The 17,682-nt window shown below is 46.3% G+C and carries 16 protein-coding genes; 2 read left to right on the top strand and 14 right to left on the bottom strand.

The genetic code is table 11. The features are described 5' to 3' along the window. The first annotated feature begins 15 nt into the window (after window positions 1-15). Entirely contained in the window at window positions 16-102 is an 87-nt protein-coding gene (locus CRO25_RS31910; protein WP_372829096.1) for an IS3 family transposase, read from the top strand. A 90-nt stretch (window positions 103-192) separates the two neighbouring features. Here the strand turns inward: CRO25_RS31910 and CRO25_RS31905 are convergent, their stop codons facing one another. Then, entirely contained in the window at window positions 193-1,593 is a 1,401-nt protein-coding gene (locus CRO25_RS31905) for a polysaccharide deacetylase family protein (protein ID WP_079697680.1), read from the bottom strand. Window positions 1,594-1,779: 186 nt separating this feature from the next. On the opposite strand from CRO25_RS31905, the gene CRO25_RS31900 reads away from it, so the two are divergent. After that, a complete protein-coding gene (locus tag CRO25_RS31900) occupies window positions 1,780-2,976 on the top strand; it encodes an AI-2E family transporter (protein WP_064635866.1) in 1,197 nt (398 codons plus the stop codon). Here the strand turns inward: CRO25_RS31900 and CRO25_RS31895 are convergent. The 13 genes from CRO25_RS31895 to CRO25_RS31835 form a co-directional block, all read right to left on the bottom strand. Then, window positions 2,955-4,763: a penicillin-binding protein 2 gene (locus CRO25_RS31895; protein ID WP_079697679.1), complete on the bottom strand. Its 1,809-nt coding sequence runs from the start codon at window positions 4,761-4,763 to the stop codon at window positions 2,955-2,957. The two genes, CRO25_RS31900 and CRO25_RS31895, sit on opposite strands and share 22 nt — an antisense overlap. Window positions 4,764-4,886: 123 nt before the next feature. Continuing rightward, window positions 4,887-7,169 carry a methyl-accepting chemotaxis protein gene (locus CRO25_RS31890; RefSeq protein ID WP_064635864.1) on the bottom strand — a complete coding sequence of 761 codons (2,283 nt, stop codon included), beginning with the start codon at window positions 7,167-7,169 and terminating at the stop codon, window positions 4,887-4,889. Window positions 7,170-7,404: 235 nt separating this feature from the next. Beyond that, window positions 7,405-8,733, bottom strand: a complete 1,329-nt coding sequence (locus tag CRO25_RS31885; RefSeq protein WP_079697678.1) for a U32 family peptidase — start codon at window positions 8,731-8,733, stop codon at window positions 7,405-7,407. Window positions 8,734-8,750: 17 nt separating this feature from the next. Beyond that, the gene (locus CRO25_RS31880; protein ID WP_063566851.1) at window positions 8,751-9,680 is read right to left on the bottom strand and encodes a peptidase U32 family protein; all 930 of its coding nucleotides are present in this window, start codon (window positions 9,678-9,680) and stop codon (window positions 8,751-8,753) included. 14 nt (window positions 9,681-9,694) lie between these two features. Next, window positions 9,695-10,735, bottom strand: a complete 1,041-nt coding sequence (mltG, locus tag CRO25_RS31875; RefSeq protein WP_256863804.1) for an endolytic transglycosylase MltG — start codon at window positions 10,733-10,735, stop codon at window positions 9,695-9,697. 75 nt (window positions 10,736-10,810) lie between these two features. Further along, window positions 10,811-11,125: a DUF1292 domain-containing protein gene (locus CRO25_RS31870; RefSeq protein ID WP_024633076.1), complete on the bottom strand. Its 315-nt coding sequence runs from the start codon at window positions 11,123-11,125 to the stop codon at window positions 10,811-10,813. Beyond that, a complete protein-coding gene (locus tag CRO25_RS31865) occupies window positions 11,126-11,425 on the bottom strand; it encodes a DUF1292 domain-containing protein (protein ID WP_024633075.1) in 300 nt (99 codons plus the stop codon). Between the two features lie 12 nt (window positions 11,426-11,437). Then, entirely contained in the window at window positions 11,438-11,854 is a 417-nt protein-coding gene (gene ruvX, locus CRO25_RS31860) for a Holliday junction resolvase RuvX (RefSeq protein WP_063566850.1), read from the bottom strand. A 125-nt stretch (window positions 11,855-11,979) separates the two neighbouring features. Then, window positions 11,980-12,240: an IreB family regulatory phosphoprotein gene (locus tag CRO25_RS31855; protein WP_024633073.1), complete on the bottom strand. Its 261-nt coding sequence runs from the start codon at window positions 12,238-12,240 to the stop codon at window positions 11,980-11,982. A 242-nt stretch (window positions 12,241-12,482) separates the two neighbouring features. Then, window positions 12,483-15,113, bottom strand: coding sequence for an alanine--tRNA ligase (gene alaS, locus CRO25_RS31850; protein ID WP_072734757.1), 2,631 nt, complete (start codon window positions 15,111-15,113; stop codon window positions 12,483-12,485). 422 nt (window positions 15,114-15,535) lie between these two features. Beyond that, the gene (locus CRO25_RS31845; protein ID WP_063566848.1) at window positions 15,536-16,603 is read right to left on the bottom strand and encodes an AI-2E family transporter; all 1,068 of its coding nucleotides are present in this window, start codon (window positions 16,601-16,603) and stop codon (window positions 15,536-15,538) included. A 251-nt stretch (window positions 16,604-16,854) separates the two neighbouring features. After that, on the bottom strand, window positions 16,855-17,064 hold the full coding sequence (locus CRO25_RS31840; RefSeq protein WP_024633070.1) for a hypothetical protein: 210 nt from the start codon (window positions 17,062-17,064) through the stop codon (window positions 16,855-16,857). A gap of 10 nt (window positions 17,065-17,074) precedes the next feature. Then, on the bottom strand, window positions 17,075-17,596 hold the full coding sequence (locus tag CRO25_RS31835; protein WP_024633069.1) for a PRC-barrel domain-containing protein: 522 nt from the start codon (window positions 17,594-17,596) through the stop codon (window positions 17,075-17,077). Window positions 17,597-17,682: the final 86 nt, after the last annotated feature.

Here is a 17,682-nt window from a genome sequence, read left to right as displayed (position 1 = left end):
CGCGTCAATGAATACATCACCTACTACAACACCGAACGGTACCAATGGACATTAAAAAAGATGACTCCTGATGAATACAGAAGCCATCTGATTGCCGCTTGAGAACGAAGGTCCTTTTTAAAAGTGGCCACAAACAGGGTCACAGTTCAGTGCTCCGGCGAAGGGCAACCCTTTTCTTTATTCATTTCGCAATCAGTTTCGTTCAGGTACAAGATCCTGTTCAGGAACCAACAATTCCTCAGAGGGCTGTTCCGCCGTTGCAGCTACCAATGCGTGCTGACCATATCGATCCAGCAACACCTCAAGAGGCATGGCAATCATTTTTGGAACCAATTGTTCGGATCGCTGCTTCAGACGTTTCGTTCCTGCCGGATGAATGACGCTTAGCAGAAGTTTCAGATACACTTTGGATGCAGAACTGAACGGCCCAGGAGCCAACTCCCGAACCGTAAACCCGAATTTCTCCGGTCCCCGGTTAATCATGCTCACACCGTATAGAGCCTTGGCTGAACGAAGTTCAGGTTCAAGTGCGACCTGCCGGGCCAAATCAGGAAGTTGCTGTTCCATGGCCCGAATCATGCGAATGGCCAGATGCATACTTGAGCGTGAAGTCATACCTAGATCGAAAAGCTTTTTATTATCAAAATGAAGTTCAATAACCGGATCTCCGTTACGAATCACATGCCCGTCATTCATTTCAACCAATGCTCCATGATATACGCGGGAGCGGTAATGCAGCAATGGGTCCTCCGGTGACGCTGTATGCAGATGGTATACCCAATGAAACAACTTCTCCCACCCTAGCCACAAAGCAACAACCATCCGTTTCCAAGGTGATAAATGTGTTTGTGGTTGATTTGTACTTTTAGGTTCGCTCACCGTAACGCCTCCCATCAACGTATCGATGCGTACACTGTGCAACTGCTGCCTGTTTGCCTCCTGCAATACGACTTCGAGCGCCTGGAGCATCTGCTCCGGCGCGTGTGCATCAGCGCCGAGGGTAGTCCCTCGATCATGCAGCAACATGACCTCTCCGCCCCTTAGCTCCTTCAACATTCGTTCTGTCAATTTCTCAACGCCTACACTACTTCTCCAGTCCTCAAACATGGACGACCACAGAATAATCCGACGATCTTTTTTACTGAAAAAATCAAACAGATTCATAATCCCCCACGGTGGACGATAATAACAAGTTCTTACCCCCGTAACCTCCTGAATAATCTGACCTGTTCGTTGAATCTGATCTCGAACCGTACGCGGCCGCATCAACCAATTCGTTTTGTGAATATAATTATGAATTCCGAGAAGATGACCTTCCTCATGTATACGCTGAATGAGTTCGGGATGATGGGCTGCATGCTCCCCGACTACAAAAAACGTTGCCTTTGCCCCATACTGGTGTAGTAAATCAAGCAATCTGGGTGTGTAGTCCGGGTCCGGCCCATCATCAAAGGTTAAGGAAAACTCCGTCTCACTTCTCCCGCGCCTGAACACACGAAAACCGAAAAATCTGCTAACTAAACTCGGAATAAAGGCGTAAAACGATGAAATGTACAATAACCACAGTAATATGCTCTGAAGTAAATTTGTCATGCTACAAACTCCCCGCTTCTCTTGCTGAATTACCGTGCCATAATATAGCACTAACCAAAATAAACCGCCTTTAATTTTATCATAATTCAGCCTTTTCTTGAATCCTCTTTTCCCAAAAAGATAGCTATCGTGTACAATAAATGCATCCTAATTTTTACCTTAATGACCAACAAAGGAGCCCTGCCCATGCTGCCGCTTTACAAAAAATATGGGCGCACCGTCTTTGACATTGCGCTGCTCGTATTAACCGTGTACTTTATCATGTACGGATTCAGTCGATTATATCAATTGGCTGCGCCAGTTTTTCTTTCATTTATAGTGTATTGGATGATCGAACCCCTGGCAAGATTTCTGCACCGCAAAGGATTGCCCAAAACCTTGGGCGCCGCTATTTCGGTTTTGTTGTTTCTTGCTGTTATTGTTGCTGCCTTTTTTGGATTGGGATTAATTATCGTATCCCAAATTTCTAATTTGCAGGATAATTTTCCTTATTATATCGAGATGGTCCAGCGTGAATTCACCAATCTGGTTTATTTTATTCAGGACAAGTCCGATGCTTTACCTGACGGAATAACCGAGAAGGTTAGTGACTATTTTGCTACACTGACCGGATTCCTGTCCAAATGGGTGACCAGCGGTGCACAAATCGTCATCGGTTTTCTCAGTTCATTTTCTTCCTTTATTACTAATTTCGGGATTGCCATTATTCTCGCGTTCTTTCTCAGTATCGAGATTGAATCCTGGCGGAAATTTGCCCGGGCCAAAACACCAAAAACGTTGAAGCTGGCTCTTGAATTTATGCGTAATCATGTGTTCAAGACGATCCGTTCGTATTTGAAGGCCCAAATGATTATGATGCTGATTACTTTTGTATTGATTTATGCAGGCTTGTTGATTCTTGGAACTGCCAATGCCTTCACCATCGCAGCCATCTGCGCCGTTTTTGACCTTGTGCCTTTGCTGGGTGTTCCAGTTATATTCATTCCGTGGATTGTGTATCTGTTCATTGTGGGGAATAGTAGCCTTGCGATTGGCTTAATTGTAGTCCTTGCTGTAACCATGCTGACACGCCAACTGCTGGAGCCCAAAATATCGGGTAATTCAATCGGAGTCTCTTCCGCATACTTGATGCTTTCTTTTATGCTGATCTCGCTCTCCGTCTTTGGCCTGGCCGGTGTGGTATTGTCTCCGGTGCTGCTGATTCTGCTCAAAGAACTACTGCAACAAGGATATCTCCAGCAATGGATTCACTTGCCGAAGGATGAATTCGAATCCTCCCCATTAGTGATGGACACACCGGGTAGCACCACCTCTGGTATGAATGCTGAGCCTTCGGTGCAAGAACCTGCTCCTCCCGGTAATCATGAGGATTCAGCCAAATAGTCCATCACTTTTCTGAACATCGCCGTTGCTTGATGACGGCTGCTTGGAGCAACGTTTTGGACAAGGACAGCTACAGCATATTTGGGTTGTTCCGTAGGTCCATACCCGATAAACCATTGATGGTTACGTTTCTCTCCATGCTGCTGTACCTGTGCTGTGCCTGACTTCCCTGCCACCTGCCACCGTGCATGTTGCAGGGATTTTCCCGTTCCGTCACTGACAACCTTCTTCATCCAAGATAACAGCTGATGCGCCGTAGCTGGAGAGATCCGTCCTGCCGAAGATGGTGAATCATGCATCGGCATATCCAGCATCGTATCGCCATCGGCATATCGGATACGCTGAACAAGGCGTGGAGCACTCACCTTGCCATCATGCAAGAGCGTAACGATCAGATTAGCCGCTTGTAATGGAGTCACCAGAACGTCCCGCTGACCGATAGCCGTCTGTACCTTGGCTCCTTCATCCTGAGGAGAGACGGATGGCAGTCTCACTCTTCCTGCGTCCTCATGATCAAAATGATGCAGTACCGTCATTCCTGCGATTTGCTTTCCCTCCCAGCCAACTGGACGTGCCAATCCCAAAGCATCTGCCGTACGTTCCAACTGCTCCATACTGAGCCGACGAGCAGTTTCAGCAAATACAATATTGCAGGACTCGGCAAACCCTTGCTCCAGATTCAATGTCCCATGCCCATGCTCCTTCCAGCAGGACAGACCATATTTCCCCCACTCGCCACCACAATGGAAAGTCTCCCCTTTGGATACTGCGTGATATTCCAGCGCGGCCGCTGCTGTAACGATTTTGAATATGGAACCCGGTACAGCCCCCTGCACGGCACGATTCGACCAAGCCGTTTGTTTAGGGTCTACATGTTGCGGATTATAGAACGGTGCCGAAACCATTGCACGCACGTCTGCATTGGCTGCATCCAGCACAACGATAGCCCCTTCCTTCATTCCGGACTTCTTCACAATCTGCTCTATCCCTTGCTGCACATCGATATTGATCGTCGTCTCCGCACGCAATGGGTAGTGTGTATTTGATGGTGCAATCACACGCGGCTGTAATTCTGGAATAACCTCTCCTGAACCTGTAACCATACGTGTTAACAGGGTCGGCCCAATGCCCATCAATAAAGGTTCCATTGTTCTTTCCAACCCAGCTGCTCCAGATTTCATGGCAAAAGGCTGCTTCACCTCATTCTTATGACGCGACTGTGCGTTCGGGAATCCAGGCTGTTCAGCAAGATAACCCAACCATTGCATACCCGTAGTGGCTTGTCCATAACGTGTCATGAGAGGATATACACTTGCGCCGTCTGCCTTCAATATACGTAGTCGGGCAACCTGGGATTCGGTCAACGTAATCGGCTGGTTGGCACCTGCTGTCCAGAAATGGGGTGCGTTCCCTTGATTCCATTCCTTTTGTAACGACTTCGTATCGGTATGTAATAGAGCTGCCAATTCCTTAACTTCCGAATTTGCCATTGTAGATGGATATGAATGACTTGTTTGATCTGGATGCGGAAAAAGGACCAATCCCCATTCCAGCTTGCCTGTTAGGGGTTGCCCCTTATAATCAGTAAACTGTCCTCGTCCCGTATCCAGTACAACCCCTCGTTCTCGCTGCAATACGGACATCTCACGAACAGTACGTTGAAATCCAGGCATCGTGCGGTTGATTTGAATGCCCTGAATCCAAACCAAACGAATCATAAGCAAAGCGAATAAACCCGTAAGAAGAATACATGCAATATAAATGCGCCGTTTCAGTTGTACATGCATCAGGCCACTCCGTTCAGCGTTTTGGCATAGTATTCTACATTCAGAATGGAATTATCCGGTAACAACAAGAAAACCTGTCCCTTATTAGGTACAGGCTTCTCAAATGAAGCAAACAGGTTCGAATTATACTGTAAAGCGAGACAATGTATCTTTCAATTCTGTCGACACATTCTCCAGTTTTGCAGACAAATTCACCAGTTGGTTACTGATATTTTGTTGTTCACTGCTCAAGGAGGCAACTTCCTGGGACGTTGCAGAAGATTGTTCAGCTACAGCGCTGACATTACTCATCGCTTCGGATAACGTCCCTTGAGATTGATTCAAATCTCCGATTGAACCGGTGACCATGCTCAGACTCTCAACAAAAGCACCCATTTGTTGCTGTACTGAAGCAAATATTACATTGGTATCTCTCACGGCATCCATCTGTTCCTTGAATAACGGATAAGCTGCAGACAATTGATCCACCGTCTCATTCATTTCGGTCATAATCTTGTCGGTAATGTCGCCAACCATATCAATGGATTGTCTGGATTGTTCAGCCAACTGGCGAACCTCATTCGCTACCACCATGAATCCGCGTCCAGCTGTACCGGCACGAGCGGCTTCAATTGTTGCATTCAAGGAGAGAATGTTCGTTTGTTTAGTAATATTCTGCATTACGTCAAGCACCTTCAGAACGGAAGACGTGCTCTCTTTCAAGGAATCCACCTTGTTTACCAACGCACCAATCATTTCTTCTGTCTTCTGCGTTTTGGTCATCAACTGATTCAGATGCTGTGTACCTGTCTCACTGGACTTCTCTACATGACGAGCTGAATCACCCATTTGTTCATTTGCAGCGACCACACTCTCCATCTGACGGGAGATATTGTCGGTCAATTCATTTCCACGCTCCGCTTCTGTTGCCAGACTACTTGCTCCACCTGCAATTTCTTCAGTGGCTACGGCAATCTCGGAAGCGGAGACTGCTGTTTTCTTGGATGCACTGCTCAGCTCAGAAGCCGTGTCGAGCACTTCTTGCGCAGAACGGTTGGTTTGTTCGACCAAATTCGTGATCTGTTCCATCATGAGATTGAATGCCGCTGATAATTGACCAATCTCATCCTTGGAGGTAAATGGTGTACGCACTTTAAGATTACCTTTTGCTCCTTCTTGCATCAGATCTTTCAATTTGCCCATTGGACGGGCAATTATGCGAACCATCCAAATACCGATCAGTATGGCAATAGCGGCAACTACGAGTGCCACCCACAAAGTCAGTGTCAGAATGCCTTTGGCATCTTTCACCAGCATAGAAGTTGGGACCATTCCGATCAATTTCCAAGCGGATGAATCCATAGTACTATACACTGCCAGCATATCGGTCGAATTTCCATCCACGGTATACTCTGTATTGGTGCTACCGGATTTGTCTGTTAGCTCCTTAACAAAGGTCAAATCCGTATCTTTCCCTGTACGATCAGAAATTGTTGAAGCTACAACCTTGTTGTCCGGAGCAATGAGCTGGAGGACTGCGCCTTCACCCAAATCAAGCGATTTCAATTGCTGCTCCAGAACCTCCAATTTCAATTCAATGATTAACACATAGGACTGGGTTGTCCCTTGCAGGTTCTTCATTGAACGGGCAATTCGGAACGTTGGTGTGGCGCCGTCCTCTTTGACTTCCGTTGGAAGCCAGCGATATCCGCCTGCTTGGACCAACTCGCTGTACCAGCTCTCTTTACGGATGTCGCCCATGGAAGAACTGTTGTTGCCTGTGCCCATGGTAGACTTTGTTTCGTCTGTCGGCACAAGATAAATCGCTTCCATAGATTTATTCGTAAATGCAATGTTCGACAATTGTTTGTTGATCGAACTTGAATTTATAAACGTATCGTACGCCGTTAAATTCGTATCAGACATCTTCTGAAGCAATGACTGCATTTCTGGATCAAAGAAAATTTGTGTGGATGTATCTACAAACCGCTCCAAAATAATGTCCATTTTTTGCTTGGTCTGTTCAATCGTTTCCTGGTTTGATCGAGAAGCATTTTTTTCAATCGTATCCTTGGCTTTAGCGTAGGATAATAGACCTAAACCGACTACAAAAAACATAATTGCTACAAAAAAGATCAAAAACAGTTTAACACCTACCGATTTAATCGGATTGACCTTCTTCATTTGCTCTAACGCTGTTCCCCCAACATTTTTCCAGTTTTGCTTCTTCAACTGGTTTTTGGTCTTGTTCCACCCTGACCTCAGATTACCTGAGTCTAATTTAAAAGCCTTTCTGCTTGAAGTATCCCCTGTCTTACTTTTCACTACTTTTTCTTTCTTTACTTTCTGAACCTTCTCGGGCTTAACCTTCTCGGGTATTTTCAACTCTTCCCCACTGTCCTTCTGCTTCTTTTGAACCAATCCCATTCACCTGCCAGTAATTTACTTGTTGGATTTTTCTTTCTCTCCCCTATAAATATGTAGTATTCGACAGCTTTCTCCTTTCCCCTTTCGTTTTTTCGAAATTTATTACAACTTTTTTCCTATTTTTCTATAAAAAAAAGACCCCCATATACCGATATACGGAAGTCAAATTTGTAAATTTTATAACACTATATTGTTAAAACATAATATTATTTTGTTGAAAACTAGGCATTTGAACCTACTTCTTTTTTCTCATCATATCAAAGTAGGAAACAGGTTGATCCACCTTCATTTTTACACGCTGTAACGGGTGACGAGCTGCATCGAGCATATTGCCTTCTTCATCCTGCAGTTCCCCAACCACTTGTTTGAAAAAGTGGCCTCCCGGACCGAAAAATTCGATTTCCTGTCCAGGTTTGAAATGATTGCGCTGTTGAATGGTCGCCATTCCTGTAGCCGCATCATAGTCCATCACCAATCCAGCAAAGTCGAAAGGTACCGCTTTTTCTTCCGGTTCATAGATGTGATCCTCATGATCCGGTGTATCATAGAAAAATCCGGTATTCAGTGGACGATTCGCTGCCTTGTTCATTTCCTCTACCCACTCAGGCTTCAATACATAGTTCTCCGGGTCAGCCATATAAGAATCAATAGCTTGACGATATACGTTAACCACGGTAGCCACGTAGTGAATCGACTTCATGCGTCCTTCGATTTTGAAACTATCCACACCAACATCAATCAGCTCAGGAATTTGCCCAATCATGCACAGATCCTTCGAACCCATGGAAAAAGAATTGTCCTGCTCCTGAAATAGGGGTAGCTGGTTCTCTCCCAATTTGAATGGTGCAGGTGCCTGCAGTTGCATTTCTTCTTCGCTGACCCACACGGTATCTTCCCGGGCATCTTCAAAGAGATCATACTTCCAGCGGCAGGATTGGCAGCAGCCACCCCGGTTGGAGTCCCGATCCGTAAAATGGTTGGACAACACACAACGTCCGGAATATGACGAGCACATCGCTCCATGAATAAAGGCTTCGATCTCGATATCCACATTGGCCTTGATTTCTTCAATTTCTTCAAAGCTTGTCTCACGTCCGAGAACGACGCGTGGAAGACCTTCATCTTTCCAGAACTTCACAGCTTGCCAGTTCAGAGTGGATTGTTGTGTACTCAAATGCACTTCCAGCCCCGGTACGGCACGCTGAGCCACTTCAATAATTGCTGGATCTGCTACGATAATAGCTGCAATTCCTGCATCATACAAGTTTTGCAAATACGCTTGAATGCCTTCGATATCTTCATTATGCGCATAAATATTGGTTGCCACGAAAACTTTAGCTCCATATTTTTTGGCAAATTCCACACCTTCACGCATCTCTTCAAAGCTAAAGTTATCCGCGTTGGAACGCAATCCGTATGCCTGTCCACCGATATACACAGCATCTGCACCATAATGGATTGCAAATTTAAGTTTTTCCAGGTTGCCCGCCGGAGCAAGCAGCTCCGGTTTGTCCAGACGGTTACGTTTACCCGAGAACTTCCGCTGTACCGCCACTGTTTCCATGTTGTTCACCTCGTCTATTAATACACCTGTTCTTTATAGAAAAATCCAAACGACAATTCCCGTTCAGGGTCCTGCAACTGACGAACCTCGTCCAGCCATTCTTCACAAAATGCATAAGCATCGGCATCAGCTGCATAACTGTCCAGAGCTATACGGTATGCACGTACAACAGCTTCGTTATACGCAAGCGATTTTAACATGCCTTCGATTTTGAAGCTGTGTACCCCGGCCTCCATCAACAGATGAAGATCTTCGAGAATACAAATATCCTCCGAACTCATGATGTGAGTTCCGTTCAGGTCTTCATAGATCGGGAACTTCTCATCCCGGCGTTCAGCCTCGATCAGAAATAAACCACGCTCTTTACCCAAATGCCCCTCTACAGGACGCCCCTGATGGGACATATAACTTTGCACCAGACTCCGTTTGGAATGATAAATGTTCGTCATGCCATGTACCTGAACCTGAGCTTCCACCTTCAGAAATGGAACCATCTCTGTCAGCTCGTCCATATTCAGCTCCCGAGCAAGTACGACACGACTCGCTCCTTTGGCCCCCCAGTAGTTGGCTGTTGCATAGTTGGTCGATGTCATCTCAGCGTTCCAGTGCAGCTGGATATGCGGAGCATGCTCCTTAATAGCGGCGAGCACAGATGGATCGTTGAACTCCACCCCATGAACACCGATTTTACCCAGAGCTTGAACGTATTCAGGTAATTCCTTTAGCAACTCGTTGGACATCAGATTGTTCATAGACACGTATACACGAGCCTGATGTTTCGCAGCAACGGCAACGACCTCTGCTGTTTCTTCCACACTGAAGCTGCCGGGAAGACGCATGCCGAAGCGATCATCCCCAATTAACAAAGCATCTGCTCCTGCTTGGAGCAGCACCTCTGCCTCTTTCACATTTGCCGCCGTAACGAGCAGTTCATGTTTCGTACTCATATACATCCCTCCGCTTATTGCGCAGCCTTACTTTTGGCTATATTTTGCTGATGTTCCTTATACGTTTTGGCAAACAGATGTCCAGACGAGCCATCCTTTTTCGTCACATAGAACAGATACTCCGAAGCTTCCGGATTTAGCGCTGCCTCAATGGACGGAAGACTTGGACTGGCAATTGGACCTGGTGGCAACCCTTTATTCAGATACGTATTATAGGGACTTTGCACCTTTAGATCCTTGAAAAACAACCGCTCCTTAGGCTTGTCGAGCAGATATTGCACGGTAGCATCAATCTCCAGCTTCATATCCTGATTAATCCGATTGTAGATTACACCTGCAACCAGAGCACGTTCCTCATCCACTACAACTTCTTTCTCCACCAGTGACGCAATGGTCAGCAGTTCATGCAGGGAAAGGTTCTTCTCTTGGAGCTTGGCTTCCAAATCAGGAATGGAATTAATATTGGTCTGAAATTCTTCCAGCATCCGTTGCATCACATCATGCGTGGAACTTCCTTTTTTCAGCTCATACGTTTCCGGGAACAGATACCCTTCCAATACGTAGCGAAGTTCTTCATCCACTGGAATATTTTTGACGATATCTACATCAAAGGCCGAAGGATCATTAGCCAGCTTGATGAATTCATCTCGATCTACGACATGCTCATAAGAAAGCTTACCCGCCATTTGCAGAACGGTATAACCCTCCGGAATCGTAAATTTCACCATTTCCTCTGGTACAACTTCGCCACTACTCAACTTGCTAACAATCTCATCATATGTCACGCCAGGATTCATAGAATATGTACCCGCCATGAAATTAGAACCTAGGTTTTTCCACTTTAAATACCCTTTAAATGTTAACCCGCTTCGAATGAGGCCTTCCTCTTGAAGCTGATCCGCGATTTTCGAAGTTCCCGATCCGCTCTTAATCTCGAATACGACCGGTTCTGTAGAAGCTTCCACGGGACGCATCATGCTCCATACGTAAACGCCAGCGCCTCCGGCAAGAACTACAATGATAAGCAGTATGACTACTATTGCTTTCCCTTTCAAAAAAGAAACAACTCCTTTACACAACCAAAAAGAGCGGACTTCTCCGCCCTCCCGGTTTCTTCAATTTGAAGCTGATTAATCTTCGTCAATGGGGAGTGTACATTCATCATACAGTTCCGAGATGTTCTCCCACTCATCATCATCGTCAATCGTAACTAATTCCGGCATGATCTGGCCTTCACTTCCCGGTAAAACCCGCAGAAGTTCAACTTCGTCATAAGGACGTAATGAACTGCGGAGCACCGCATACTGTTGGCCCTTCACTTCAAACTCAGCCAACAGGTCATACGGATGCGATTTACCGTTCTCTTCTTCCAGCTCAACGTGAGCACCAAAAGCCAGACGCAGCGAATCTGTCCATTTCAAGTCTTCGCGGCTGTATTCTGTCATTTAGTTCGCTTCCTCTTCATCTTCTGCAAGAAATGTATTAAACGTCTCCTCGACGATATCCCATTCGGCATCATCTTGGATGACGAAAAGTTTAATATCGTCGCCCTCTTCTTCATAACGGAATGCATAAACATCCGTCTCTCCATCTTCGGGTTCAACCGGAGCAACCATCATGTACTTGGCCTCCGAACCGTCCACTTCGAATTTCATGATGACTTCGAATTCCTCTTCATTACCCTCGTCATCCGCAATGTAAATAATCTCCGATTCTTCTTCCATACCCAGTTGATCTTCAGCCATTGTTGATCCCCCTCACCTTTTACTATTGGCATCCAAATAATTTTGCAAAATCAAGCTTGCGGCCATTTTGTCCACAACCTGCTTGCGTTTTTTGCGACTGACATCCGCTTCAAGCAACGTTCGTTCTGCTGCCATGGTTGTCAGCCGTTCATCCCAAAGGTGAACAGGTAAATTCAGTTCGCCCCGCAGGCGGTCGGCAAAAGCGATGCATATTTCACCACGCGGCCCTACGGTGCCGTTCATGTTTTTGGGAAGTCCGACTACGATCTCGCCAATCTCATGCTCACGCACAAGTTCAGCAATCCGAACGAACTCACCTTCATCCCGGCGGCGTTCAAGTACTTCCAATCCCTGGGCAGTCCAACCGAAGGCGTCACTAGCGGCAACTCCGATTCTTCGGTCCCCATAGTCCAAACCTAATATTTTCATCCATGCTCTCCCATCCTCAAGCCTGCTTAGGTCGATTAATAATCGCCTTCTCAAGCTTCAGGCTGTCTTCTGTCGGTTCATTTCCCGCTGCCTGCATAGCTGCATCACAGCGGAAGCGATGTACATTACCGGTGATTGGCCAGATAAGAACGAACAAGCTCTTCAATCAGCTCATCGCGCTCTTTTTTACGGACCAGACTGCGTGCATTGTTGTGACGAGGGATGTATGCGGGGTCTCCAGAAATCAGATACCCGACAATCTGGTTAATAGGATTATACTCCTTATCCACCAGTGCATCATATACCGTGAGAAGAATCTCTTTGGAGGATGCTTCCTGCTCGTCGGCTTTCACATTAAATTTAACCGTCTTATCCATGGAGTCCATTGATGACACCTCGCTCCTGCATGAACATGGGGACCATGTCCTGCCGAATTGATTTCTGCTTATATAATAACATATTCTGACTGCCACAAGTAAACAAAGGATAAGCCAATTGTGTTTTTTGCTTGTCCTTTACTGGCTTCTGCATATTACATCATTCGATTCCACTCGCTCTCGGGTACAAAATATAAACGAACAGAACCATTTCGATTTATATTTTGAAGATTGAAAGCCGCTCAATGGATTTATGCAATATGCCCGCTAACCAGTGAAACCGCCAGTTTCAACGCTTCATCCAGCTTGCTTGCATCCTTGCCGCCGGCTTGCGCCATATCAGGACGTCCGCCACCTCCGCCGCCGCATACTGCCGCAACTTCCTTGACGATTTTACCTGCATGCAGCCCTTGTTTTACTTGTTCAGCAGGGACAGCTACAACAAAATTCACTTTGCCGTCAGATGGAGCACCCAGTACGAGTACTGCATTAGGCAGTTTTACTTTCAATTCATCAGCCACTGTACGCAGTGCATCCATGTTCGGAGCATCCACACGAGCTGCAAGCAATTGTGTATTTCCTGCTTGTACCACTTGATCTGTCAATGCGCCTGCTTCCATGGCACTCAGTTTGCTTTGCAGTGATTCAGTCTCTCTCGCAGCTTCTTTCAATTGCTGATTCAGACCTTCAATGCGTTTAGGAACATCCGCCACATTTGCTTTGAGCAGGGATGCGGATTGTTTGAGCAATTCAAGCTGACTTTCTACATACAGATACGCGCCACGGCCAGTCACAGCTTCGATCCGACGTACGCCGGAGCCGATTCCGCTCTCGCTCACCAGCTTGAAGATACCAATCTCTGATGTATTGTTTACGTGACAGCCACCACAAAGTTCCAAACTATAGTCTCCGACTTGTACCACACGTACGATATCGCCGTATTTTTCACCGAACAGTGCCATTGCACCCATTTCTTTAGCTTCATCAATAGCTTTCAGTTCAATGTTTACGTTCAGACGATTCCAGATCTGTTCGTTTACCTGACGCTCGATCTCTGTTAATTCTTCCGGCGTAATACTGCCGAAGTGCGAGAAGTCAAAGCGCAGACGTTGAGGCTCTACGAGTGATCCTGCCTGATTGACATGCGTTCCGAGCACATCTTTGAGCGCTTTGTGCAGCAAATGAGTTGCGGTATGGTTTTTGATAATATCGCCGCGTTTGGACGCATCTACTTCAGCTTTAATCACATCACCCACACGCAGTTCACCGGACTCTACAGTCACCAGATGTACGTGTTGTCCCAGCGGAGCTTTGAACAGACCTTGCACTTTCGCCGTTACACTGGCTCCGCGCAGCAAGCCCTGGTCACTCACTTGTCCGCCACTTTCCGCATAGAACGGAGTCTTATCAAGGATGACCTGGCATGTCTGTCCTTCGCTTACGGAGTCTACCAGTGCGTCACCAGCAACGATGGCTACCACTTTTGCTTCCGTCAACAGGTCATTATAACCAACAAACTCGCTTTTAACCGCAAGATCGGCAAGCGGTCCGCCTTGAACCTTCATGCTCTCGCTTTCTTGGCGTCCTGCACGTCCCAGCTCACGCTGCTTCTGCATCGAAGCATCAAAACCTTCACGATCTACCGTCAGACCATGCTCTGCTGCATAATCTTCTGTCAGGTCAAACGGGAAACCGTACGTATCATATAGTTTGAACGCTTCAGGCCCGCTAATAACCGTACGTCCTTCGGACTTGGCTGTGCCGCTGATATCCGCAAGAATAGCCAGACCATCTGTGAGTGTTTCGTGGAAACGCTCTTCCTCGGTTTTGATCACTTTAGCGATAAACTCCTGTTTGTCCACGACTTCCGGGTAGTACATACCCATCACTTCACCAACAGTCGTTGTCAGTTCATATAGGAATGGACGGTCCAGTCCCAGTACTTTTCCGTAACGTACGGCACGGCGGAGCAAACGGCGAATGACATATCCGCGTCCTTCATTACTTGGCAGAACGCCATCACCCACAGCAAAGGCAACGGTCCGAATGTGGTCGGCAATGACTTTAAGTGCAACGTCAATCTCTACGCTGTCATTATATTTCACACCGGCAAGAGCCGCTGTTCTTTGAATCATTGGTTGGAACAGATCTGTGTCAAAGTTGGAATCCACATTTTGCAGAATGGATGCAAAGCGTTCCAGACCTGCGCCTGTATCAATATTTTTGTTCGGAAGCGGTGTATAGCTACCGTCCTTGTTGTGATTGAACTGGGAGAATACCAGGTTCCATACTTCGAGGTAACGTTCATTTTCCCCGCCTGGATACATCTCGGGATCATTCATGTCGTTGCCATAAGCTTCGCCGCGATCATAGAAGATTTCGGTACAAGGTCCACACGGACCTTCGCCGATATCCCAGAAGTTCTCATCCAGTTTGATGATACGCTCAGCAGGCAAGCCTACTTTTTCGTTCCACAGTTTGAAGGCTTCTTCGTCTTCCGGGTATACCGTTACGGAGAGACGTTCCGGATCAAAACCGATCCATTCTTTGCTTGTGAGAAATTCCCATGCCCAAGTAATCGTCTCTTCCTTGAAATAGTCTCCGATGGAGAAGTTACCGAGCATTTCGAAGAACGTATGGTGACGGCGAGTTTTACCGACATTTTCAATATCGTTTGTACGAATACATTTTTGGGAGTTGGCAAGACGTGGATTCTCCGGTTTCTCCCGACCGTCAAAATACGGTTTCAACGGTGCCATACCCGCATTGATCCACAGAAGGGATGGATCATTATGAGGTACAAGCGATGCGCTTGGCTCGATTTTGTGACCTTTACTTGCAAAAAACTCTATCCATTTGGACCGGATTTCACTGGCTTTCATACGGAGTGCCCCCAATTAATTATAATAGTCCGGTGCATATTCGCTCCGGGTTGTTAAACAAGTAAAAATAAACACAAAAAACGCCCCTGATAGTCAGGGACGATTGTAATCGCGGTACCACCCTGGTTATTGCTGTTCATCCGCAGATGAAACAAACAATCTCCTCGTTGATGCGAAATAACGGTCGCTCCCGGCAGGGTTGTCCTGCACTCCGAAATTAGCTTTCCGCCGTTTCATCTTTCAAGACTCTTCCAGCCATCGGGCTCAGATTACATCTGATCCGAAGAAGTCTATTCTCTGAGGAAAGGAACCTCGGCGTACTTCATTTCATCATCGATTTCTTATTCTAAACATACCCCTCCATTATATCGATATGCCTATATGGTGTCAACGCACCCTTTAGGACCAGACTGTTGCTACGATTAGTCCGTTCTTCTTTTGATGTAATAGGCAAAAAAGTGCTGCACAATGACCTTCAGAACAGCAAAAACTGGCACCGCTAGAATGAGACCTACTATGCCCGCCAGTTCGCCTCCCACAAGGAGCGCGAAGATAATCGACAACGGATGTAAATGCAAAGTCCGCCCTACCACCTGAGGGGAGATGACGTTGCTCTCCAGCACCTGGCACAGTGTGTTCACAATAACAACGAAAAGCACCATTTTGAACGATACCGTAGACGCCATCACCACTGCAGGAGCAGCTCCAAGAAACGGCCCCAAATAAGGCACGATGTTAAATACAGCGACAATGCTCGCGAGCAGCAGTGCATAAGGCATATCAATGACCATGTAACCAATGTAGGCAAAGATGCCCACAATCACACAGACGATAAATTGTCCGCGAATATAGTTTCCCAAGGCCGTGTCAATCTCTTTCATAACCGAAACAATGGCCTTGCGCCGTGAGCGGGGCAGGTACGCCACAATCGTACGCTCGAACACCTCAAAATCTTTTAACATATAGAAAATGAGAAATGGCACGATAAACACGTTGAACAACACATTAATGGTTGTCCCGATATTATCCATCAGCTTCGTAATCCCCTGTGTCAGCCGATCCTCCATCTGGAAAAACCAGCTGTTCATACCCGTGCGCACACTTGGCGGCATTAATTTGTGATCCATATTGTTCATCAGACTCTGAGCACGCATTGACAGTTCAGGCATATGCTCGTTCAGTTCCTCCAACTGTTCAATCAACACTGGAATCACATTCATCAAGATGACCCCGATACAGGTGAGGAAAAAAGCATAGATTAACAGCACGGCAATGGTTCGAGGGACTTTGCGCCCTCCCAGCATGCTTACAATCGGATTGAGAACATAGGATATGATGAGGGCCACGATAAATGGTGCCAGCACTGTTTTCAAAAATCCATATATATGAAGCAGTAATGGCCGCAGCAGCCATATAAAATACAGAATAATCAATCCGAGTAGCAGCCAGATGGCATAACGGAACAGCTTGTTTTTGGTTAATTGCTCCACTTGCATCTCTCCCTTTTGGACTGGCTCTGAAAGTCAGTATATGTAAGGAAGGGAATATTTATTAACACACAAAAAAAGCGTCTCCTTCATAACGAAGGAGACGCATCTTGTGATCCGGGTTAGCATATATTCATACAAGTTCCCTTGAACCACTATGTAACCGCAGCTATATACATCTGTCATCATTTCATGACAGCATTCAATGACAGTCTTTGTCATGAAACCGCATATAGAAGAAGTTATGCTTCTTATTAAGAAGAAGCATGAAGATGAGGGAAGTCTTGCGGCAGCTCTTCCCCGAAGAACAGATCATCGAGGGAGCTGAGCGTGCCATCTTCTTCCACTTGGTATACGGACATTTTCTCACCGTTCACTGTTAATTCGATAAAGCATCCCCAGCAATAAAACTGGTGGGAACCGATTTTTCCAATATCTTTGGAACTACAGTTTGGACATTTCATATTCATTCACCTATCCATTAACAGAATGAATGGCATTTTCCAAGCGCTGTTCACTCAGCGGCGGCACCATAATGGCACTTTCCCCAATAGACATATCGCTTGTACATGGCAGCCATTTGCGGCCCTCAATCAAATCGGACACAAAACCGTCCGTAATTTCAATCCCTATTATTGTATTTCCCAACTCCTGGTCAAAATAAACATCAGAGACACGTCCAAGCAGCAAACCTTCTTCGGTGAGCACGGACATCTCCTTCAATTTAGACTGGCCGAGGAGGTACGTGTGTTTTATGTCGTCGGCTCCCGTTTTGCGGACAGCCTGTTGATTACGGATCATGACGGCATCTTCGCCGTAGGCAACGATATCTTGCCACTGCACGATTTTGACATGACTGGTAAACAGGCCTTTGTTTTCAAGTTCAATGCCTTCAATTTTCCAATCGTCATTCACAATGAAATCCTGGATTTTACCGACCTGCTTTCCATCCTCAACGTCAAAAACGGCAAGTCCGATCATTTCCTGAAGCTTCATCGCAGGGTCCCCCTCATCTTCTTATCATTAAATAGTCGCGGCGCTATTGCTAGGTCTGCCCAAAGTTGATGAGTGGCAATCAGACG

It is taken from the genome of Paenibacillus sp. RU5M, from assembly GCF_900221055.1.
Taxonomy (GTDB): Bacteria; Bacillota; Bacilli; order Paenibacillales; family Paenibacillaceae; genus Paenibacillus; species Paenibacillus marchantiae.
This window is presented reverse-complemented; position numbering and strand designations above follow the sequence as displayed.